A 19,625-nucleotide genomic window follows, 5' to 3' on the forward strand; every position below is an offset into this window, starting at 1 on the left:
AATCTGCTTAGTGCGCAGTGGCCGATGGCCCGGTCGTTTCAGACGAGGCTGCGGCGGCCGCGGCGGCCTCCTCGGCGGCTTCGTCCCACTCAATCGGTTCCGGTGTACGAACCAGAGCGTGCTCAAGAACCGCCGAGACGTGCTTGACCGGGATGATTTCCAGCCCTTCCTTCACATTGTCCGGGATATCCGCCAGGTCCTTTTCGTTTTCCTCTGGGATCAGGACCGTCTTGATACCACCGCGCAACGCAGCCAGCAGTTTCTCTTTCAAGCCACCGATCGGCATTGCGTTCCCGCGCAACGAAACCTCGCCCGTCATGGCGATATCCTTGCGTACGGGAATGCCCGTCAGAACCGATACGATCGATGTCACCATCGCCAGACCCGCTGACGGACCATCCTTGGGCGTTGCACCATCGGGCACGTGCACATGGATGTCGATCTTGTCGAACTGAGGCGGCTTCACTCCGATCTTGGGAGAAATCGACCGCACATATGACGATGCCGCATCGATGGATTCTTTCATCACATCGCCCAACTTGCCTGTCGTCTTCATCCGACCTTTGCCGGGCAGTTTCAACGCCTCGATATGCAACAGATCGCCCCCGACCGAGGTCCAGGCCAGACCGGTCACGACACCAATCTGGTCGTCCTGCTCGGCCAGACCATAGCGGAACTTGGGCACACCCAGGAACTCATCCAGATTATCCGGCGTCACCGTCACAGTGTCCGCCTCTTTCTTGATAATCTTGGTCAGCGACTTTCGCGCAACCTTGGCGATTTCACGTTCAAGGTTCCGCACACCGGCCTCGCGGGTATAGGTGCGGATTATCTTTTGCAGCGCCTCATCGGTCAGTTCGAATTCCTTGGCTTTCAGACCATGGTTTTTGACCTGCTTGGCGATCAGGTGCTGTTTGGCGATCTCGCGCTTTTCGTCCTCGGTATAGCCGGCTAGTGGGATGATCTCCATCCGGTCCAGCAAGGGCCCGGGCATGTTGTAGCTGTTGGACGTGGTCAGGAACATCACGTTCGACAGGTCATATTCGACCTCCAAGTAGTGGTCCATGAACGTGTTGTTCTGTTCCGGGTCCAACACTTCCAACATCGCCGAGGCCGGGTCACCACGGAAGTCCTGCCCCATCTTGTCAATTTCATCGAGCAGGATGAGCGGGTTGGTGGTTTTCGCCTTTTTCAGCGCCTGAATGATCTTGCCGGGCATCGAACCGATATAGGTCCGGCGGTGGCCGCGGATCTCGGATTCGTCGCGCACCCCACCCAAGCTAATGCGAATGAACTCGCGCCCCGTGGCTTTGGCGACCGATTTACCTAAGCTGGTCTTGCCCACGCCCGGAGGGCCGACAAGGCACAGGATCGGGCCTTTCAGCTTTTTCGAACGTTGCTGAACGGCGAGATATTCGACGATCCGCTCCTTGACCTTTTCAAGGCCATAGTGATCGGCGTCCAGAATATCCTGCGCACGACCCAGATCCTTTTTGACGCGGGATTTGGTGCCCCACGGCAAAGACAGAATCCAGTCCAGATAATTGCGCACCACGGTTGCTTCGGCTGACATGGGCGACATGTTCTTGAGCTTCTTCAGCTCGCCTTCCGCCTTCTCGCGCGCTTCCTTCGACAGCTTGGTCTCGGCGATCTTGGCTTCCAGTTCGGCGATCTCGTTCGCGCCGTCCTCGCCATCGCCAAGCTCTTTCTGAATGGCCTTCATCTGCTCATTCAGATAATACTCGCGCTGGGTCTTCTCCATCTGGGATTTGACGCGGGTCTTGATCTTTTTCTCGACCTGCAGAACCGACATTTCGCCCTGCATCAGGCCATAAACTTTTTCAAGCCGCTCGCTGACGCTGAGTGTTTCCAGCAGGTCCTGCTTTTGTTCGACCTCGATGCCCAGATGGCCCGACACAAGGTCGGCCAGCTTTGCCGGCTCGGTGGTTTCACCCACGGCCGTCAGCGCTTCTTCGGGGATGTTCTTGCGCACCTTGGCATAGCGCTCGAACTCGTCCGCAACGGTGCGCAACAGGGCTTCGGTCGTGGTGACGTCACCCGGGATTTCGGTCAGATATTCCGCCCGTGCTTCGAAAAACAATTCGTTTTCAAGAAACTCGGTGATCTGCACGCGCGCCTGCCCTTCGACAAGCACTTTGACGGTGCCGTCGGGCAGTTTCAGCAGCTGCAACACATTGGCCAGAACACCGGATCGGTAGATACCGTCCTCATCCGGGTCGTCTACGCCGGGATCGATCTGGCTGGACAGCAGAATTTGTTTGTCATCCTGCATCACCTCTTCCAGCGCGCGTACCGATTTGTCTCGGCCCACGAAAAGCGGCACGATCATATGCGGGAACACCACGATATCGCGCAGCGGCAGGACGGGGTATGAGGAATTCAGAGGCTCTTGCATGCTCTATCCTTATCGTTGGCAAGACGGCGCTTGTCCCTCATCGAGGCAACATCCGGCCATCTCCTGTCTTGGACGATAAAGGTGGGGCCTCATCGCCCTTTTTCAACCTTACCGCCATGTATCGTGTCGCAGCATGAACCGAGGTTTTCGGGACTGCAAGATGTCCCGGGAACATATCCACCGAAATTAGTGCGACATGCATATGCAATGCGCATATTCACTATCAGAACACCTGCTGCACAGCCCGGGACAGAAAAAAACCGCGGCCACCGAGGTTGCGGCATTCCAGACCTTTCGTGGAAGAGGCGCAGGTAAATCCTCCGAACCGACCGGTTACACCGTATTCCGCACGGTCAAATCCGTCCCGGTTCCGATTCAGCGGCTGGCACAGCATTTCCACGGGACCGGTGTCGAACATCTGAAAATCATGCCCCCCAGTCAGATTGACAGTTCGCGGGGCGCGGCAACGCCGGAGGGCCGTATCTTTTTATGATCGTGCACCGAGTGTCCGAGGACTCGGCGCCTTCGCCCACCGAGCACTGAGTGTTTTCGGATGGGGTTTCAAAGGTCCAGACATCTGCAATTGCAGGGCTTGTACAAAAAAATGACTGCGCCGAGGAAAAGGCGGGACATCAACAGTTCTCCGGGTCACATACAAAAACAACTTTGAATAAAGTTGTTTCAGAATACCGGAAGACCCCGCAATTGTCACCTGAACGGACAGGTTACAGGGGCTCGATATCGCCCTGCGCGCGTTGCGCGTGGAACGCGGCCTGCCACGCCTCAAATGAGCCTTCAGCGATCGCGTCCCGCATGCCCTGCATGATTTCCTGAAAGTAATGAAGGTTGTGCCAGGTCAGCAACATGCCCGAGATCATCTCGTTGGCGCGAAACACATGGTGCAGGTAAGCACGTGAATAGTTCGAACAGGCCGGGCAAGAACAGTTTTCATCCAGCGGGCGTGGATCGTCCGCATGACGCGCGTTCTTGATGTTCACGACGCCATGGCGCGTGAACACCTGACCGGTACGGCCCGAACGCGAGGGCAGAACGCAATCCATCATGTCGATCCCACGCGCCACTGCTCCGACTATGTCATCCGGTTTGCCAACGCCCATCAGGTAACGTGGCTTGTCCTTGGGCAGGAAATCAGGCGCATAATCCAGACAGTCGAACATGGCCTCTTGCCCCTCGCCCACTGCCAGACCGCCAACGGCGTAGCCTTCGAAACCAATCTTCTTCAACGCTTCGGCGCTTTCTTCCCGCAGGTCCCGCTCGAGACCACCCTGCATGATTCCGAACAGAGCATGCCCCGGACGATCCCCAAAGGCGTCACGGGACCTGTCGGCCCAACGCATCGACAAACGCATGGATTCGGCGATCCGGTCGCGATTTGCAGGCAATGCAGGGCACTCGTCGAAGCACATCACGATGTCGGACCCCAGAAGGCGCTGAATTTCCATTGATCTTTCTGGCGTCAGCTCGTGCTTCGATCCATCAATATGGGATTTGAAGGTCACACCCTTTTCGGTCAGCTTGCGCAAACCGGCCAGCGACATGACCTGAAACCCCCCCGAGTCCGTCAGGATCGGCCGGTCCCAGTTCATGAACTTGTGCAACCCGCCCAAACGATCAATCCGCTCGGCCGTGGGGCGCAGCATCAGGTGATAGGTGTTGCCCAGCAGGATGTCGGCCCCGGTGGCCCGGACGCTTTCCGGCATCATCGCCTTGACCGTCGCGGCGGTACCAACTGGCATGAAGGCAGGTGTCCGCACCTCGCCACGCGGAGTGTTGATCACACCAGTGCGCGCCTTGCCGTCTGTGGCCTTGAGCTTGAAAGAGAATTGCTGGGTCATGTTATTGCCTCGGATCGCCGAACCGGGCAGGATTTGCCCGATCCGATCGGTCTTTGCAACCCGTCAGGGCAAGGATGCAACGCGGTCAGTAAACAGACGCACGACCCCCGCTCCATCCACATCACGACAAACACCAACTGCGGGACGATCCCGGTCAGGTTGCGTCGCACCTATCCGGTCGCCTTCCGTCACAACACGCAGCCCGGTTTCGACCACGTCGAACATGGCCCCGTGCGAACAGGCGATCACAGCGGTTGAATCATGCAGACCGCACCCTTCCAATCCGCCGATTTCTTTATAGAATTTCAGATAAAACCGAGAGATATCACGCAGAAAAGATCCCATGCCGGGCGATTTTTGAGCCAGCGCCTCGAAATCCGCGGTCTCGTAAAGTGTTTTCAGGGTAACGTCCAAACCAACCAGCACGGTCTCGGGCGGTGCGGAAAAGACCGCATCCGCGGCAACCGCATCGTGATAAATGTTGGCTTCTGCATGGTCGGTAACGTTGCCCTTGCAGTAGACGGCACCGCCCATGATCACCAACCGGCCGAGATTACCGGCAAATTCCGGGTCCAATCGCATGGCGTTGGCAATGTTGGTCAGCGGTCCGACCGCACACACGACCAATTCGTTTTTGTGCTTCCGGGCCATCTCGGCCAGAAACTCTGCGGCAGGAAGATCATGATTCCGTCCGATCTCGGGTATCTCGGTCAGATCGCCAAACCCTTCGGGACCATGGACATGGTCCGATGGGACGTGCATGTCAGCCCCCAACGGGAAAGGCGCGCCTTCCGCCACCGGAAGGTCCAGGCCCAGCTTGTCCAGCAGGAAACGGGCATTGCGGCTGGACTGATGAACATGCGTATTGCCGAACACCGTGGTCAGGCCGATCAGGTCAAATTCAGGCGCAGCGGCGGCATAGGCAATCGCCATGGCATCGTCGATGCCGGGGTCTGTATCGATTATCAGTTTCATTCCCGCCCGATACCGCAAACAAGCCGGGATGCAAAGCAGTCACAGCAGTTCGGTTCAATGCTGAATTCCCGTAGTGAGGCGTTTGCATCCGCCAGCTTTCCCTCCATACCAGAGTTGAAATCGAGCGACTCAACCATATATGTATACCATAGTACACAATAAAAAGAGGACAGAATGACCGAAGATCAGATCATCGGACTGCTTTCGTCAAACATTATTTACCTGCTGGCCGCCGTGCTGGTGGTCATCGTTATTTTCAAGGGCATCAAGATCGTTCCGCAATCCGAAAAATACGTGGTTGAACGGTTTGGACGCCTGCATTCGGTGCTTGGCCCCGGCATCAATTTCATTGTTCCGTTACTGGACGTTGCACGCCACAAGATCTCGATCCTTGAACGCCAGTTGCCGAACGCGACCCAAGACGCGATCACCAAGGACAACGTGCTGGTGCAAATCGACACCTCTGTCTTCTACCGAATTCTCGAACCGGAAAAGACGGTCTATCGTATCCGCGACGTTGATGGAGCGATTGCAACCACGGTTGCCGGTATCGTTCGCGCCGAGATCGGCAAGATGGACCTGGACGAAGTGCAGTCGAACCGTGCACAGTTGATCACACGCATTCAGGAAAGCGTCGAAACAGCAGTGGATGATTGGGGAATCGAAGTGACCCGGGCCGAGATTCTGGATGTGAATCTGGATCAGGCCACGCGCGATGCCATGCTGCAACAGCTGAACGCAGAACGCGCCCGCCGTGCGCAGGTGACCGAAGCCGAAGGCAAAAAACGCGCCGTCGAATTGCACGCCGATGCTGAGCTGTACGCAGCGGAACAAACCGCCAAAGCGCGGCGCATTCAGGCCGAGGCCGAGGCATACGCGACAGGCGTCGTCGCCAAGGCCATTCAGGACAATGGCATCGAGGCTGCGCAGTATCAGGTTGCGTTGAAACAGGTTGAAGCCCTTAATGCACTGGGCAACGGTTCCGGCAAGCAGACCATAGTTGTGCCCGCCAATGCTCTCGAAGCCTTTGGTGACGCGTTCAAAATGCTCAAAGGAGGTAGATGATGGCTGATCCCTTTTGGCTGACTTGGTGGATCTGGCTGGCCGCCGCGCTGGCTCTGGGGATCCTGGAAATCGTTTTGCCCGGATTCATCTTTCTGGGCTTTGCGATCGGGGCCGCGATCACCGGTCTCATTCTTGTCATCTCCGGTCTGACACTGTCATTGCATGTGATCGCGCTGATCTTCGCAGTTCTTTCGTTGATCGCATGGCTAGTCCTGCGCCGGCTTTTTGCCTTGCCGCATGGTCAGGTCAAAACCTTCACGCATGACATCAATGACTAAGACACAGTGACGCTCACCCGAGCGTCACGCCCCTACTGGACGCTGTTGCAGGTATTCCCTATATAATCACTCAGGCAACTGACCCGAGGCAAAGATGACCCACCCGAGCGAACAGTTTGAAGGCACCCCGCTGATTGCGCCGTCAACGATTGAACACCCGCTGTACGAGGCAGTCGTCGAAGCGTGCCGCACGGTTTACGATCCGGAAATTCCGGTCAACATCTATGACCTGGGCCTGATCTATACGATCGACATTTCTCCGGACAACGCCGTGAAGGTCATCATGACCCTGACCGCACCCGGATGTCCGGTCGCGGGCGACATGCCTGGCTGGATTGTCGAGGCGATTGAACCTGTTGCGGGCGTCAAGGAAGTCGATGTCGAACTGACCTGGGAACCGCCCTGGGGCATGGAAATGATGTCGGATGAGGCGCGCCTGGAATTGGGCTTTATGTAGCCATCAGGCACTTGCCCTTCCAACCGTCACGAAAACTTGGCATTTTCGTCACCTTATCTTGCAGTCCCCGTCACAATCCAGACGGATATCATCTTAAGGTGGCCGTCGCGTATACGGTGCCGTGGGCTGGGCACGCCATGACCGCCCCCCGCTTCCCAGCTCAAGAATATGGGCCGTTCTTGCCCGAGAACGGTCCTTTTTTGTTCCGACAACGACGATCAATTCAGATTGCAGGTTTCCTTGATCTCTGCCGTTCTGGCATCCAGTTGCTTGACGTAGTCACCTGACAGCATTTGCAGCCTTTTTTGCTCGGTTCCCGTGACCAGCCCCAACAGAGCCCCGGCAGGTGTTATGGCGGCAATGCTTTCCAGTTGTTTGTCTTCCGCATGTTTCTTTTCCGATGCAATCGCGCGCAGATCCCCTTCCGCCGTTGCACAATTCACCGGGTGCCGTTCGGATCCCGTGGCCGCCCAAGCTTCGTCGGACATCGCGCACACGCTTACGGAAAAAAGTGCGGCCGCAAGTAAAGCTACTTTAACTTTCGACCCTAAATAATTCATATTTCTACCACTTCATGTCATGCCATCTATTCGGACGGGGTTCCAAAACGTCATAAGACCGATGCTAACCCCGCCTCCCGTATCAAAGCAAGTTTGCAGAGCGGCGACGCAGAAACACTAAGCTTTCCAGCGAATTCAATTTCTTTACACGACATTGCCTTGAGCAAAAGAGCCTTGGCCCCTAGATTGGGTGTAACGCGCGACAACGGAGATTTACATGTTCGGCATCCCCGGCAAACAGGCTGTGACAATGACGCCCAAAGCCGCAGAACAGATTACCCGCCTGATGAAATCAGGCGGTCACGCTGGTTTGCGCATCGGCGTCAAAAAAGGCGGCTGTGCAGGCATGGAATATACCATGGAGTATGTTGATCACGCAGATCCTCATGACGAAGTCGTCGAACAGGATGGCGCGCGCATCATGATTGCGCCCATGGCCCAGATGTTCCTGTTTGGAACCGAAATCGATTACGAAGTGTCGTTGTTGGAATCCGGCTTTAAGTTCAAGAACCCGAACGTCGTCGACGCCTGCGGCTGTGGAGAATCGATCAAATTCGACGAAAGCATCGGCCAACAAGGCTAAGCCCGCCTCATCCCTTTTCATTTGAACGTCGCATGCGGGGCCGATCTTCGATGTTTGCGCCCGGGATCAGCATGCGAGCAGAATTGTAAGATGGTCCTTACAATGCTATCCGCATGCTAAAATCATCGGATGATCAGGGAGATACCGAAATGCGGCAGAAGCTGGCGGCTGGAAACTGGAAAATGAATGGGACCGGCGCTGAGTTGACCGAGTTGAAGGCGCTGTCTCAGATCCACCCGGCAGCCTCGGTGGATATCCTGATTTGCCCGCCGGCAACATTGCTCAGCCGCGCATCAATTGCCGTTCAGGGCACCGCCATCTCTGTCGGTGGTCAGGACTGTCATGCGGCAAAATCAGGCGCGCATACCGGAGATATCAGTGCGGATATGCTGGTGGATGCCGGTGCAACTTCGGTCATCCTGGGCCATTCCGAGCGCCGCGTGGACCACGGTGAACATGACGAAGATGTGCGGGCCAAGGCGCGCGCAGCGATGGATGCAGGTTTGAAGGCGATCATTTGCGTCGGTGAAAGCCTTGAGCAGCGCGAAGCGGCCAATACGCTCGACATCATCGGCGGCCAGATGTCCGGGTCGATCCCGGATCAGTCGACCGGCGAGAACCTGATCGTCGCATATGAACCGATCTGGGCAATTGGCACCGGCAAAGTTCCCACCCTGGAAGAAATCGGGGACGTTCACGACTTCATGCGCGCCCGGCTGGAGCGCCGCTTTGGCGAAGGCGTGGGCCGTTCCGTCCGCCTGCTTTATGGCGGCTCGGTGAAACCCGGCAACGCGACGGATATATTTTCAGTTTCCAACGTCGATGGCGCACTTGTGGGCGGGGCCAGCCTGAAAGCGTCTGAATTCTCGGGAATCATTCAAGCGCTGGAAGGCGCCTAATTCCAGACTTCGTCCCGCAGTTTCTTCGGCTCAAGGATCGGTTTTTTCAATAGATCGTCGCTTCAACGCGATGCGGTCGGGGTTGTTCACTACAACAGGCCCCTCCCCTTTGATCGCAAAAATCCTGCCTTGCGCGCGAAATTCCGTGAGTTGACGAAGAGACGCGGGGTTCCGAACTGAGCGATGGGAAGCGAACAAATTGCACTGGGCAATGGCGAGGTATGCGGGAACAGGTTTTCTGACGCCCCGCCTTGCGCAGGGCTTCCATCTGTTCCAGCACGGTCGGGTTGCCGCCCTGTACAGGCTGATTGCGACCTTGTGAGACAACTCCGCCATCCCGCGCCAGAACCGATCCGATGCGACATCCGCCGTCGTCAAGTCCGGCCTTCGCCTTTTCAGGAGCCACGCAAAATGCGTCTGTCAGAGCCGGTCAAAATTCCGAGCTCCGCTTCGAGTGTGTGCTGTAAACTGCCGAAGTACTTTGGCTTGGCAAGTCAAGCACATCAGGCCAGCTTCATCACCACAAGGCCTGTCACGATCAGAACCGCAGCTGCGATCCGCGCAGGTGCCAGGGCTTCGCCAAGAAACAGAATACCGACACTGAACGCCCCCACCGCACCGATCCCAGTCCAGATCGTGTATGCGGTGCCCAACGGTAAGTCGCGCATTGCAAGCGCCAGCAGACCAAATGAGCCCAACATCGAAACGCCCATCACGGCCGTCGGCCACAATCGGGTAAAACCGGCCGACTGCTTCATGGCAACCGCCCAGACAATTTCCAAAAGGCCAGCAAACAGAAGAAAGATCCAGGGCATAAGACAACCTCATATCCGTACGGGTCGTCCCGAATGATGTCCCAGAAAGCAGAGGTCGTCCTCTGTGCCTCAGATAAGAACCCATCGCGTGGTTTCAAGACACGAAAAAGCCGGGCAGTTGACACCACCCGGCTTTGTTCAGTTTTCAGACAGTCTAGTTGGTTATTATTTCCGGCCCCATGAACGTGTTGGGCAGGAAGGTCGATATCCACGGAATATACGTCACCATGATCAGGAAGACGAACAGCACCGCAAGGAAGGGCAGCGCCGCCTTCACAACGCTCATCATCGGCATACCCGCAACACCCGAAGTCACGAACAGGTTCAGACCGACCGGAGGCGTGATCATCCCGATCTCCATGTTGACCACCATGATGATACCCAGATGGATCGGGTCAATGCCCAGCTCGATAGCGATCGGGAACACAAGGGGCGCCACGATAACCAACAGGCCTGACGGTTCCATGAACTGACCGCCGATCAGCAGGATCACGTTCACCACGATCAGGAAAGCGACAGGGCCAAGGCCGGCCGACAACATCGCTTCGGCGATATGCTGCGGCACCTGCTCGTCGGTCAGAACATGCTTGAGTATCAGCGCGTTGGCGATCACGAACAGCAGCGTGACCGTCAGCTTGCCTGCCTCGAACAGCGTATGCTTGGTGTCCGGGTGAAAGAACGCCGTGATCAGCGCATAGGGTTTTTTCAGCAGCGGCAGGTTCTGTGTGCCTTCTTCCGTGCTCAGCGGGCCCATGTCCTTGTACACAAAGCTGGCAATGAAGAACGCGTAGACTGCGGCAACTGCGGCGGCTTCGGTCGGGGTGAAGATGCCACCATAGATACCACCCAGAATGATGACGATCAGGAAAAGACCCCAACCGGCCTCGCGGGCCGAGGTAAAGACCTCTCCCCAGCCTTTCCATTCCCCCTTGGGCAGGTTCTTGACCTTGGCCATGACATAGATGGTGATCATCAGCATCAAACCGGCCATCAGACCGGGAATAACCCCCGCAAGGAACATGCGCCCAACCGAGACTTCAACAGCGGCGGCATATACGACCATGACGATGGATGGAGGGATCAGAATACCCAGTGTCCCCGCGTTGCAGATCACACCGGCGGCAAATTCCTTGGAATAACCCACCTGACGCATCCCCGCGATGACGATCGAGCCGATGGCGACCACGGTCGCCGGGGACGACCCGGACAGGGCTGCGAACAGCATACAGGCAAAGACGCCCGCAATCGCCAGACCGCCGGGCAAATGCCCGACACAGGCGATCGAGAACCGGATGATCCGTCGTGCGACACCACCTGTAGTCATGAAGGACGACGCCAGGATGAAGAACGGGATCGCCAGCAGGGTAAAATGCCCTTCAAAAGCCTCGAACAGCGTACCCGCGACAGACGCGAGTGAACTGTCTGAGTAGATCAGCAGAAACAGGGTCGAGCTGAGGCCAAGCGCAACTGCAATCGGCACACCGATCAGCAGCAGGCCGACGACCATCGAGAAAAGAAGTACGACGTCCATCAGTTATGCTCTCCTTGCTGAGCGCGGACTTCTTCGATCTCGTCCTCGACTTCGTGGCTGGCGACAAGGCGATCCGTTTCGCCACGCCATATCTGAACGGCAACCTGGGCGAACCGGATCACCAGCAGCAGCATCGATACCGGCAGCACCAGATAAGGCACCACTTTGGGAAGCTTCTCGTACCCTTCGCCATAGTTGATCAGGTCTTCCAGAAACCGCAGCGGAGCGACCATCGGGATATCGTCCACCTCATAGAAACTCTGGCTGCGGGCGTCGAAGTTGAACCCGGTCGGGAACCAGCGTCCGGATGTCGGCGGCAGATCCGCGAAAACCGCCCAATAGTCATAGGCGCCCTTCAGCAACAGCAGTGAAAACACCAGACAGCACCCCACGGCGATGAGCGCCAGAATGCGACGCGGCGCCGGGGCCAGCATGTTCAGGATCGCATCAACACCCAGATGAGAGTGTTTCTTGACCGCATAAGAGGCGCCAAGCAGCACCAGCCAGCCAAAAGTGAACACCGTCAGTTCAAGCGCCCACAGGATATTGGAATTGAAAACAAACCGCGCGATCACGTTGGCAAATGTCACGACCGTCATCAGGCCCAACAGACACGCGATCAGGGTTTCTTCGATATGGTCGACCAGCCCGCCTTGGCCGGAATTCGCACCAGACATCTTTCTGTCCCCGCATTTTTTGTGATGAGAGAGTGTTGGGCGGGCTTGTTCAGCCCGCCCGGCCAGCGCGTCGAATACTCCCCAGTCCCCGGACGCGCGGCCTTTGGCCAGATTCAGAAGCCGGCGTTGATGGCCTGAGCCGCGTCGATCTTGTCCTGACCCACGTCACCTGCGAACTGGTCCCAAACGGGTTTCATCGCATCAACCCAGGCCTGACGCTGTTCCGGGGTCAACTCGCGGATGACTCCGCCTGCTTCAACGATCGAAGCTTTGGCTGCTTCGTTCACGGCAAAGGCTTCTTTGTTCCTTGTTTCCGTGACTTCAGCCAGAATGGTCAGGAACTGATCACGCACGTCCGGATCCAGGCTGTCCAGCCAGTCCACAGAGGTCACGACCAGATAGTCGATGATGCCATGGTTCGTCTCGGTGATGCCGTCCTGCACTTCGAAGAACTTCTTGCCATAGATGTTCGACCAGGTGTTTTCCTGACCATCCACAACCCCCTGTTGCAGCGCGCCGTAAACTTCCGAGAACGCCATTTTCTGCGGGCTGCCACCAATAGCCTCCATCTGTGCCACCAGAACGTCCGAAGACTGCACGCGGAACTTCAGGCCGTTTGCGTCGGACGGATCGACCAGCGGCTTGTTGGCCGACATCTGCTTCATGCCGTTGTGCCAGAAGGCCAGCCCCTGAAGGCCACGGCGCTGCATGCTGTCCTTCATCGCCTGACCATCAGCCGAAGCCTGGAATGCATCCACAGCGTCGATGTTCTTGAACATGAACGGCAGGTCAAACAGCCGGAACTGCTTGGTGAACTTCTCGAACTTCGACAGTGACGGCGCGGCAAGCTGAACGTCGCCCTGCAACATCGCCTCCAGCACCTTGTCGTCGTTGTACAGTGTCGAGTTCGGATAGACCTCCACGCACATCACGCCGTTCATCTCATCATTGACGCGCTGTTCCAGCAGCGATGCGGCGATGCCCTTGGGGTGTTTGTCAGTGTTGGTCACATGCGCGAACTTGACGACGATTTCACCATCGTCACAGGCTGCCATCCCTGCGGTGGCTGTGACTGTCAGCGCCAGAGCGGTCGCTGCCGTTGTCAGGAATTTCATCTGTCTTTTCCTCCCAGACTTCCTTGAAATTGTCCTTCGACACCAATTCGGTATCAGATGCAGCGAAGTGAAACGAATCGGCACGATCCACTCAACGATTTGTTTTCTGTCCCTCGATTTTCTATTTAGTGATTTTCTTTCAGAAGGTTATAAAGCGCTTTGCAATGGATATTGGACCCATTCGAAACCCCGAGTGCGAGATTCCGCACAGCAATCTTCCAGTTTGTGCGAAAATCCGCACACGCCGCGAATCAAAACCCCCGAATCAACTGACGCGAAACCGCAGCCCGCGACAGCGGGCTGCCCGGCCCAACAGCTTTAGACGCATGTTAATGCGGAAAAAGGTGGCGGGAGCCCGGCCGTTACCGTCGGTAATCCTCGGCCCGAATCTGGTACCGTGCCAGCTTGTCGTAAAATGTCTTGCGCGGCAGTTTCAATGCCTTCGCCGCATCTGATGCCTTGCCGTTGTGACGACCCAGCGCCGCGATGAGCAGCGACCGCTCCACCCGCGCCATCTGTTCGCTAAGGCCCAGGTCTGTTGCCTGCGCGACTTCTTCCGGCATTCCCAGCACGAAGCGCATCGCGGCTGACATCAGGGATCGCGCATTCCCCGGCCAGTCGCTGGCCATAAGCGACGCCAGATGCTCGGACGAGATTTCCGGCGCCACGATCCCCGCCTGTTCCGCGGCCTGTGCAACGTAATGGCGGAAGATCACCGGAATGTCGTCGGGGCGTTCTGCCAGCGATGGAATACGAACCCGCATGACATCCAGCCTGTAAAACAGGTCTGCATTGAACCGGCCTTCAGAACTCAGCGCCGACAGATCAGCGGTCGTTCCCGCAATGATACGCCCGCCCGGTCCATGCTCGATGATCTCCAACGCCGCAAATTGCGTGGCATGGGGCATGGCCGACACTTCGTCCAGAAACAATGACCCACCTGCCGCATCTTCACAGCTCTTGGCCAAGTCGTCGGGGCTGAGGCTGGAGGCCGTGCGTTTGACAAATGGTCCCTGCCCTGCTGGCGACATCAGATGCACGACCTCGGCGACCTTCGAGATGCCGCTGCCCGGCGGTCCCGTCACAAGAACCTCGGCGCCTGTTGGAGCAACGGTCCGAACCCGTTCGCGCAGGGCCTCGGCCTGCGGCGACAGTCCGAACAGCAAACGCGCGGCGGGGTCTCCTCGTTCCAGCTCGGATTTTGCCGCTCTTTGCTCCAATATCTGCGAACGGGCTGCAAACGCGCGTTCAAGCACCTCGAGAAGGTCGGACGCGGCGCACGGCTTTTCCAGAAAATCGAACGCGCCCTTTCCCATGGCATCGACGGCCATGGGAATATCGCCCTCACCCGTCAGAAGAACCACGGGAAGATCCGGATCGACCTCTCGGGCATAAGACAAAAGATGGAACCCGTCCCGCCCCGGCATGCGGATATCCGAGATGATGACACCGGGAAACTCGCGGCTGATGTGATCCTTGGCCGCCACAAAGGATCCGGCGGTCGTTGGCTGATAGTCCGCCAATTCCAGAGTTTGAGACAAGGCCTCGCGTACGGCGGCATCATCATCGACCAACAAAACCCTGCGCATCACGCGGCCTCTTCCTTGTCGCAGGGTTCCAGTTCGACGGTAAACATGGCCCCATCCGCCGTGTTCGCGCCCCTTATGTCCCCACCAAAGCTTTGAACCAGCCCGTAGGAAATGGAAAGCCCCAGCCCCAAACCTTCTGACGATCCAACGCTTTTCGTGGAATAGAAGGGCTCGAACATCCGGTCGGGGTCTTCAATGCCCGGGCCAGTATCCTGCAAGGAAACGCTCAATCGTGCACCTTTTCGCAGCGTTATCGTTATAATCCGTTTTGGTCGTCCCAGCATTGCATCCGCCGCATTGTTGATCAGATTCACGAACACCTGCACCAAACGTACTTCACCCCCCCAAACATACACAGCCCCATTCGGGGGGTTCCAGTTCAGGGTTACATTGTCGTCTCGCAGGCGGGCCTCGGTCAGTTCAACAGCGGTGTTGAGAACCTGAATCAGGTCAACCCGTCCCATCGGTTCGCTTTCGTTGCGGGCAAAGGCGCGAAGGTTCTTGATGATCCGCGCCATCCGCGCCGCCATTTCCGAGATCCGGCCCAGATTCTCGGCAGCCATTTCAGGTTTTCCCCGCGTCATGAACGCTGAACCGTTATCCGCAAATTGCCGTATGGCCATAAGCGGCTGGTTCAGTTCATGGCTGATGCCCGCCGACATTTGCCCCAAAGCGCTGAGCTTTCCGGCCTGCACCAGGTCTGCCTGGGCCCGCCGCAGCGCCGCCTCGGCTTCTTCCCGTTCCGCCACTTCCTTGCGCAAACTGGCATTTGCCACAGTCAGGTCATGGGTGCGTTTGGCCACACGGCTTTCCAGAACGGCATTCGCTTCGGCCAACGCCCGCCGCCGCTCCATGGCTAGAAAGAGCATGGCCCCAAAGGCCAGACAGATCGCTGCGACGGCCGCCGCCTGAAGCCTGGCAAGCTGAAGGGCCGGCGCCACGTCCACCAGCACCTCGGCAGTCATGTCGATCACCGGCAAATCAAGGGTCAGATGCAGCGCATCGCGCGGCAGGTAACGTCCCCAGTTCAAGTGCCACAACTCGTGCCTGCCGACCTGTTTCGAAGAAAAATCGACGGTCGCACCATCTGGCGGCGTCAATCCCGCCTCACCGTCCGCCCGGCGCCAGAACAGCAGGTCGGATCTGTTGGAAATGAAAACGACACCATCGGAATCGACAAAGAAAACCGCCTCGGTACTGCCGCGCCACGTTTGTTCAACGTCCTGAACATCAGCAACGACCATCAACGCGCCTTCAATCTGGCCAGACGGGCCAAAAGTGGGGGCGGCATAGGAATAGATCCGGTCTTCGCCCGAAGGTACAACCTCATGCGCACTGCCCAAGGCGCCCTGCATCGCACGGCGGAAAGCCGGATGATGGGCCATGTTGCGCTGGGACACAGGCTGCGCCGATACCAGCACCTGCCCCTTCGTATCCAGATACATCATGTTTACAGCGGCCGTTTTGTCAGCGACGTCCAGCAGCGTTGCCCGGGCTTGGCGAATACCGGCCTGCGTATCCAGTTCATGCAAAACGGGATGAGTTGCCATCAGCACGGCAAGTTCTTGATACACTTGCATCTGCGTGCTCAGCCGGTCAGCCGCCAACTCAAGATCTGCCTCTGCCTTCTCGCTCAGCTGAGACAGGGCCTGTCGATAGCCATAAGACCAGACAAACCCCGACAATAACCCAACGGCGAGCAAAAAAACGGAAATGAACCAAACCCTGTGCATAGACAGGGTCTTGCATTCAATGCGCCGCATGGCAAGTGTGCGGCTCATGAAGTCTTTTTCGCAATCACCGACAGACCCGGGTTTCGTCCAAAACCCCTACCCGTTCTACGACAAGGCGCGAGGCTCGGGCGATCTGTTCTATTGGCAGGACTATGGTATGGTCGCCGCGGTTTCATACCGCGCGGTTCGCGCCCTGTTTCGGGACCGCCGATTTGGCCGCGAGGTACCGCCCGAACTGGCAGAGCAAGGTCCCGCCCATCTGGCGCCCTGGCTGGCCATCGAGGCCCATTCACTGCTTGAGGCAGAACCACCAAGGCACACACGCCTTCGGTCATTGGTGATGCGCACCTTCACGTCACGGGCGATTTCTGCGCTGCAACCTTCCATCGAAGATCTGTGCCACAGCCTGATCAAAGACTTCCCCGGGAACACGTTCGACCTGTTGGAAGCCTATTGCACTCAGGTTCCGGTGGTCACGATCTGCCGGCTTCTGGGCGTCCCCGAAGCCATGGCGCCCGATCTGTTACAATGGTCTCACGATATGGTTGCCATGTATCAGGCCAATTGCACGCAGGACACCGAAGACACGGCCGCCAAATCATCTCGGGAATTCACCGAATTCCTGAAGGAATACATAGAGCTGCGGCGCAATGATCCACGCGACGATCTGATAACCCGGTTGATAAGCGCCGAGGAAGAAGGCCAGAAACTGTCACTGGACGAGCTGGTTGCTACCTGCATCTTGCTGCTCAACGCAGGCCATGAGGCTACCGTGCACTCACTGGGGAACGGGGTGAAAACCCTGTTGCAGACCCGCACCGCCCCTGACGCCCTGGCACCGGATGGACTCGACGGAACCATCGAAGAAATCCTGCGCTATGACCCGCCTCTGCACATGTTCACACGTTACGCGTATGAGGACGTGGATCTGTTCGGCCATTCATTCAAACGTGGCGATCAAGTGGCACTGTTGCTTGGCGCGGCCAACCGCGACCCCGCTGTCTGGGCTGAACCGAACACGTTTCAGCCGAACCGTCCGATTGAAGTCAACACAAGCTTTGGGGGCGGAATTCATTTTTGTGTCGGGGCACCTCTGGCGCGTCTGGAAATGCGCATTGCTTTGCCGATCCTGTTCGAAAGCTGTCCAAACCTGCAACTGGCTGCGCCGCCGCTTTATTCGGACAGTTATCACTTTCACGGGCTGAATCAGCTGCTGGTCAGACCTTAGCCATCACCTTCCGCATACCTACACGATGGCTATGGCGATTTTGCTTCCGGCCGGATGAAAACACCCATCAGCTCATCTGGCTCAAAGCCCATTGAAAGACACAGGCGGAGGAGCCGCGGTCGAGTGTTCTAAGCCCCCTCTGCCAACGCATTCAGCGGCAGCATCGTTGTGGACTTGATCTCTTCCATGGACAACAACGCCGTGACGTTGTGCACGCGCACTTCCGAGATGAGCGACTGATAGAACTGATCATAGGCACGCGCGTTTTTAACCCGGACTTTCAGGATATAGTCGATATCACCCGCCAACCGGTGCGCCTCTTGCACTTCGGGGTGATCCTTCAATGCTTTCAGGAATTTACGTTGCCAGTCCGCCTCATGTTCCGAGGTGCGGATCAAAACAAAAAAGGTGGCTTCGAACCCAAGTGCCTCGGCATCCAGCAGCACCGTTTGCTGGCCGATGATTCCCGCCCCCTTGAGCTTGCGAATGCGATTCCAGACAGGCGTCTTTGAACTGCCGACCCGAGCCGCAATTTCGTCCAATGATTGGCCTGCGTCCCGTTGCAGCTCGGCCAGAATTTTTCGATCCGTGTCATCTATCCGCACCGACATTCCAATTTTCCTTCTGTTTCGACACCTATGTTCCGGCTTTTCCGAAAATCGGAACATTTGTCCTTATTTTAGCGGTGATATGGCGCTTCGGTGGGAATATTTCCTATATTAAGGGTCAAGTCAAACAATGTCCGAGACGATCCGATGCAGGATTTTCACACAACCAGTCCCAAAGGTCATGTCGACTTTGTCGGCGCCGGACCCGGTGACCCCGAATTGCTGACGCTCAAGGCGTTGGCCGCATTCGGGCGCGCGGATGTGGTGCTGCATGATCGCCTGATCAGCAAGCCTGTGCTGGACATTGCCGCCCAGAACGCCGCTTTGGTCGATGTCGGCAAGGCCGGTTTCGGCCCCTCGTGGAAGCAAAGCGATATCGACGCGCTTCTGGTTGAACACGCCCTGAATGGCAACCGTGTGGTGCGCCTGAAATCGGGGGATCCCACGGTTTTTGGTCGTCTAGACGAAGAAATCGAGGCCGTCGATGCGGCCGGCATTTCCTGGCAGATCATTCCCGGCATCACGGCGGCCTCTGCCGCAGTGGCTGGCATCGGTCAAAGCCTGACTCGCCGCGGACGCAACTCATCGGTGCGTTTTTTGACCGGGCACGACATGCAGGGTTTTGCGGATCACGATTGGAACGCTTTGGCCAAGCCGGGTTCCGTGGCGGCAATCTACATGGGCAAGAAGTCCGCTCGGTTCATTCAGGGTCGCCTGATCATGCACGGCGCCGATCGCGCCACGCCCATTACCCTGGTCGAAAATGCCTCGCGTCCCGACCAACGGATTTTGGCCACCACTTTGGACCAGTTGCCCACCGATCTGGCCGCCGCCGAAATGGATGGACCGGCCCTGACCTTCTATGGCCTTGCCCCGCGCGAAGCGGCGCAGGCTGTAACCGAATTCAACAAGGAGCTTGCCTGATGGCCCGCGCTTTTACCCCCAAAGTCGTCACTGCAAATGACTTGCTCGAAGGTGACGTGATTTATCTGACCGAAGATGACCGCTGGTCCCGTGACCTGAGCGAGGCAGAACTGATCACCGACGAGGCGCATGCGCAGGTTCGCCTGCTGGATGCCGCGCGTCAGGCAAACAAAATTGTGGGCGCCTATCTGGCCGATGCCGTTGCTGGCGAAAACGGCCCCGAGCCCACCCATTTCCGGGAAGACTTCCGCCGCACTGGTCCGTCCAACTATGCCCACGGCAAACAGGAAGCTTCCCCGCAGCCCCGGGCCTGACC

20 protein-coding genes are annotated in these 19,625 nt (G+C 57.4%); 8 read left to right on the forward strand and 12 right to left on the reverse strand.

Annotated features, from left to right (window positions below; translation table 11 throughout):
• Window positions 1-7: 7 nt before the first annotated feature.
• From lon to ACR0LI_RS06165, 4 genes are all read right to left on the reverse strand, one after another.
• The gene (gene lon, locus ACR0LI_RS06150) at window positions 8-2,416 is read right to left on the reverse strand and encodes an endopeptidase La (RefSeq protein ID WP_480718188.1); all 2,409 of its coding nucleotides are present in this window, start codon (window positions 2,414-2,416) and stop codon (window positions 8-10) included.
• A gap of 223 nt (window positions 2,417-2,639) precedes the next feature.
• Window positions 2,640-2,834 (reverse strand): DUF6636 domain-containing protein, encoded by a 195-nt coding sequence (locus ACR0LI_RS06155; protein WP_253284950.1) that lies wholly within the window; start codon window positions 2,832-2,834, stop codon window positions 2,640-2,642.
• Window positions 2,835-3,141: 307 nt separating this feature from the next.
• Window positions 3,142-4,272 (reverse strand): tRNA guanosine(34) transglycosylase Tgt, encoded by a 1,131-nt coding sequence (gene tgt / locus ACR0LI_RS06160; RefSeq protein WP_480718189.1) that lies wholly within the window; start codon window positions 4,270-4,272, stop codon window positions 3,142-3,144.
• Between the two features lie 63 nt (window positions 4,273-4,335).
• Window positions 4,336-5,247, reverse strand: coding sequence for a nucleoside hydrolase (locus tag ACR0LI_RS06165; RefSeq protein WP_480490084.1), 912 nt, complete (start codon window positions 5,245-5,247; stop codon window positions 4,336-4,338).
• 174 nt (window positions 5,248-5,421) lie between these two features.
• On the opposite strand from ACR0LI_RS06165, the gene ACR0LI_RS06170 reads away from it, so the two are divergent.
• The 3 genes from ACR0LI_RS06170 to ACR0LI_RS06180 all read left to right on the forward strand — a co-directional run bounded on the left by ACR0LI_RS06170 (window position 5,422) and on the right by ACR0LI_RS06180 (window position 7,047).
• On the forward strand, window positions 5,422-6,312 hold the full coding sequence (locus ACR0LI_RS06170) for an SPFH domain-containing protein (protein ID WP_171723352.1): 891 nt from the start codon (window positions 5,422-5,424) through the stop codon (window positions 6,310-6,312).
• Window positions 6,312-6,590 carry an NfeD family protein gene (locus ACR0LI_RS06175; RefSeq protein WP_480718190.1) on the forward strand — a complete coding sequence of 93 codons (279 nt, stop codon included), beginning with the start codon at window positions 6,312-6,314 and terminating at the stop codon, window positions 6,588-6,590. The genes ACR0LI_RS06170 and ACR0LI_RS06175 overlap by 1 nt, the downstream gene beginning before the upstream one ends.
• Window positions 6,591-6,684: 94 nt before the next feature.
• The gene (locus tag ACR0LI_RS06180; RefSeq protein ID WP_152457849.1) at window positions 6,685-7,047 is read left to right on the forward strand and encodes an SUF system Fe-S cluster assembly protein; all 363 of its coding nucleotides are present in this window, start codon (window positions 6,685-6,687) and stop codon (window positions 7,045-7,047) included.
• Between the two features lie 218 nt (window positions 7,048-7,265).
• Here the strand turns inward: ACR0LI_RS06180 and ACR0LI_RS06185 are convergent, their stop codons facing one another.
• Window positions 7,266-7,535 (reverse strand): hypothetical protein, encoded by a 270-nt coding sequence (locus ACR0LI_RS06185; protein WP_245217979.1) that lies wholly within the window; start codon window positions 7,533-7,535, stop codon window positions 7,266-7,268.
• A gap of 289 nt (window positions 7,536-7,824) precedes the next feature.
• Between ACR0LI_RS06185 and ACR0LI_RS06190 the strand changes: the two genes are divergently transcribed.
• On the forward strand, window positions 7,825-8,190 hold the full coding sequence (locus ACR0LI_RS06190) for a HesB/IscA family protein (protein WP_171632773.1): 366 nt from the start codon (window positions 7,825-7,827) through the stop codon (window positions 8,188-8,190).
• Window positions 8,191-8,339: 149 nt separating this feature from the next.
• Window positions 8,340-9,089, forward strand: a complete 750-nt coding sequence (tpiA, locus tag ACR0LI_RS06195) for a triose-phosphate isomerase (protein ID WP_480487432.1) — start codon at window positions 8,340-8,342, stop codon at window positions 9,087-9,089.
• Window positions 9,090-9,592: 503 nt separating this feature from the next.
• On the opposite strand, the gene ACR0LI_RS06200 is transcribed toward tpiA, so the two are convergent.
• The 6 genes from ACR0LI_RS06200 to ACR0LI_RS06225 all read right to left on the reverse strand — a co-directional run bounded on the left by ACR0LI_RS06200 (window position 9,593) and on the right by ACR0LI_RS06225 (window position 16,597).
• The gene (locus tag ACR0LI_RS06200) at window positions 9,593-9,904 is read right to left on the reverse strand and encodes a DMT family transporter (RefSeq protein WP_480490082.1); all 312 of its coding nucleotides are present in this window, start codon (window positions 9,902-9,904) and stop codon (window positions 9,593-9,595) included.
• Between the two features lie 154 nt (window positions 9,905-10,058).
• Window positions 10,059-11,435, reverse strand: a complete 1,377-nt coding sequence (locus tag ACR0LI_RS06205; RefSeq protein WP_171632781.1) for a TRAP transporter large permease — start codon at window positions 11,433-11,435, stop codon at window positions 10,059-10,061.
• Entirely contained in the window at window positions 11,435-12,112 is a 678-nt protein-coding gene (locus tag ACR0LI_RS06210; protein ID WP_152457843.1) for a TRAP transporter small permease, read from the reverse strand. Before ACR0LI_RS06210 ends, ACR0LI_RS06205 begins: the two co-directional genes overlap by 1 nt.
• Window positions 12,113-12,225: 113 nt before the next feature.
• On the reverse strand, window positions 12,226-13,227 hold the full coding sequence (locus tag ACR0LI_RS06215) for a DctP family TRAP transporter solute-binding subunit (RefSeq protein WP_171632783.1): 1,002 nt from the start codon (window positions 13,225-13,227) through the stop codon (window positions 12,226-12,228).
• A 362-nt stretch (window positions 13,228-13,589) separates the two neighbouring features.
• Window positions 13,590-14,819: a sigma-54-dependent transcriptional regulator gene (locus ACR0LI_RS06220; RefSeq protein ID WP_171723357.1), complete on the reverse strand. Its 1,230-nt coding sequence runs from the start codon at window positions 14,817-14,819 to the stop codon at window positions 13,590-13,592.
• Window positions 14,816-16,597, reverse strand: a complete 1,782-nt coding sequence (locus ACR0LI_RS06225) for a sensor histidine kinase (protein WP_171723358.1) — start codon at window positions 16,595-16,597, stop codon at window positions 14,816-14,818. Before ACR0LI_RS06225 ends, ACR0LI_RS06220 begins: the two co-directional genes overlap by 4 nt.
• Here ACR0LI_RS06225 and ACR0LI_RS06230 point away from each other — a divergent pair.
• Window positions 16,596-17,777 carry a cytochrome P450 gene (locus tag ACR0LI_RS06230; RefSeq protein WP_480718191.1) on the forward strand — a complete coding sequence of 394 codons (1,182 nt, stop codon included), beginning with the start codon at window positions 16,596-16,598 and terminating at the stop codon, window positions 17,775-17,777. The genes ACR0LI_RS06225 and ACR0LI_RS06230 overlap by 2 nt on opposite strands.
• Window positions 17,778-17,905: 128 nt before the next feature.
• Here ACR0LI_RS06230 and ACR0LI_RS06235 read toward each other — a convergent pair whose 3' ends face one another.
• A complete protein-coding gene (locus ACR0LI_RS06235) occupies window positions 17,906-18,388 on the reverse strand; it encodes an Lrp/AsnC family transcriptional regulator (RefSeq protein WP_117869097.1) in 483 nt (160 codons plus the stop codon).
• 144 nt (window positions 18,389-18,532) lie between these two features.
• On the opposite strand from ACR0LI_RS06235, the gene cobA reads away from it, so the two are divergent.
• Window positions 18,533-19,309, forward strand: a complete 777-nt coding sequence (gene cobA, locus ACR0LI_RS06240; RefSeq protein WP_480718192.1) for a uroporphyrinogen-III C-methyltransferase — start codon at window positions 18,533-18,535, stop codon at window positions 19,307-19,309.
• Window positions 19,309-19,623 carry a DUF2849 domain-containing protein gene (locus ACR0LI_RS06245; RefSeq protein WP_171328572.1) on the forward strand — a complete coding sequence of 105 codons (315 nt, stop codon included), beginning with the start codon at window positions 19,309-19,311 and terminating at the stop codon, window positions 19,621-19,623. The genes cobA and ACR0LI_RS06245 overlap by 1 nt, the downstream gene beginning before the upstream one ends.
• Window positions 19,624-19,625: the final 2 nt, after the last annotated feature.

This window comes from Ruegeria sp. CL7 (assembly GCF_056536445.1).

What these genes read in the sequence shown, in the direction of transcription:
- tpiA (WP_480487432.1), top strand. Translation starts at nt 8,340, where the DNA reads ATGCGGCAGAAGCTGGCGGCTGGAAACTGGAAAATGAATGGGACCGGC.
- ACR0LI_RS06205 (WP_171632781.1), bottom strand. Translation starts at nt 11,435, where the DNA reads ATGGACGTCGTACTTCTTTTCTCGATGGTCGTCGGCCTGCTGCTGATC.
- ACR0LI_RS06230 (WP_480718191.1), top strand. Translation starts at nt 16,596, where the DNA reads ATGAAGTCTTTTTCGCAATCACCGACAGACCCGGGTTTCGTCCAAAAC.
- ACR0LI_RS06155 (WP_253284950.1), bottom strand. Translation starts at nt 2,834, where the DNA reads ATGTTCGACACCGGTCCCGTGGAAATGCTGTGCCAGCCGCTGAATCGG.
- ACR0LI_RS06170 (WP_171723352.1), top strand. Translation starts at nt 5,422, where the DNA reads ATGACCGAAGATCAGATCATCGGACTGCTTTCGTCAAACATTATTTAC.
- ACR0LI_RS06200 (WP_480490082.1), bottom strand. Translation starts at nt 9,904, where the DNA reads ATGCCCTGGATCTTTCTTCTGTTTGCTGGCCTTTTGGAAATTGTCTGG.
- ACR0LI_RS06180 (WP_152457849.1), top strand. Translation starts at nt 6,685, where the DNA reads ATGACCCACCCGAGCGAACAGTTTGAAGGCACCCCGCTGATTGCGCCG.
- ACR0LI_RS06215 (WP_171632783.1), bottom strand. Translation starts at nt 13,227, where the DNA reads ATGAAATTCCTGACAACGGCAGCGACCGCTCTGGCGCTGACAGTCACA.
- ACR0LI_RS06235 (WP_117869097.1), bottom strand. Translation starts at nt 18,388, where the DNA reads ATGTCGGTGCGGATAGATGACACGGATCGAAAAATTCTGGCCGAGCTG.
- ACR0LI_RS06190 (WP_171632773.1), top strand. Translation starts at nt 7,825, where the DNA reads ATGTTCGGCATCCCCGGCAAACAGGCTGTGACAATGACGCCCAAAGCC.
- ACR0LI_RS06210 (WP_152457843.1), bottom strand. Translation starts at nt 12,112, where the DNA reads ATGTCTGGTGCGAATTCCGGCCAAGGCGGGCTGGTCGACCATATCGAA.
- ACR0LI_RS06185 (WP_245217979.1), bottom strand. Translation starts at nt 7,535, where the DNA reads ATGTCCGACGAAGCTTGGGCGGCCACGGGATCCGAACGGCACCCGGTG.
- ACR0LI_RS06165 (WP_480490084.1), bottom strand. Translation starts at nt 5,247, where the DNA reads ATGAAACTGATAATCGATACAGACCCCGGCATCGACGATGCCATGGCG.
- lon (WP_480718188.1), bottom strand. Translation starts at nt 2,416, where the DNA reads ATGCAAGAGCCTCTGAATTCCTCATACCCCGTCCTGCCGCTGCGCGAT.
- ACR0LI_RS06245 (WP_171328572.1), top strand. Translation starts at nt 19,309, where the DNA reads ATGGCCCGCGCTTTTACCCCCAAAGTCGTCACTGCAAATGACTTGCTC.
- ACR0LI_RS06175 (WP_480718190.1), top strand. Translation starts at nt 6,312, where the DNA reads ATGGCTGATCCCTTTTGGCTGACTTGGTGGATCTGGCTGGCCGCCGCG.
- ACR0LI_RS06225 (WP_171723358.1), bottom strand. Translation starts at nt 16,597, where the DNA reads ATGAGCCGCACACTTGCCATGCGGCGCATTGAATGCAAGACCCTGTCT.
- tgt (WP_480718189.1), bottom strand. Translation starts at nt 4,272, where the DNA reads ATGACCCAGCAATTCTCTTTCAAGCTCAAGGCCACAGACGGCAAGGCG.
- cobA (WP_480718192.1), top strand. Translation starts at nt 18,533, where the DNA reads ATGCAGGATTTTCACACAACCAGTCCCAAAGGTCATGTCGACTTTGTC.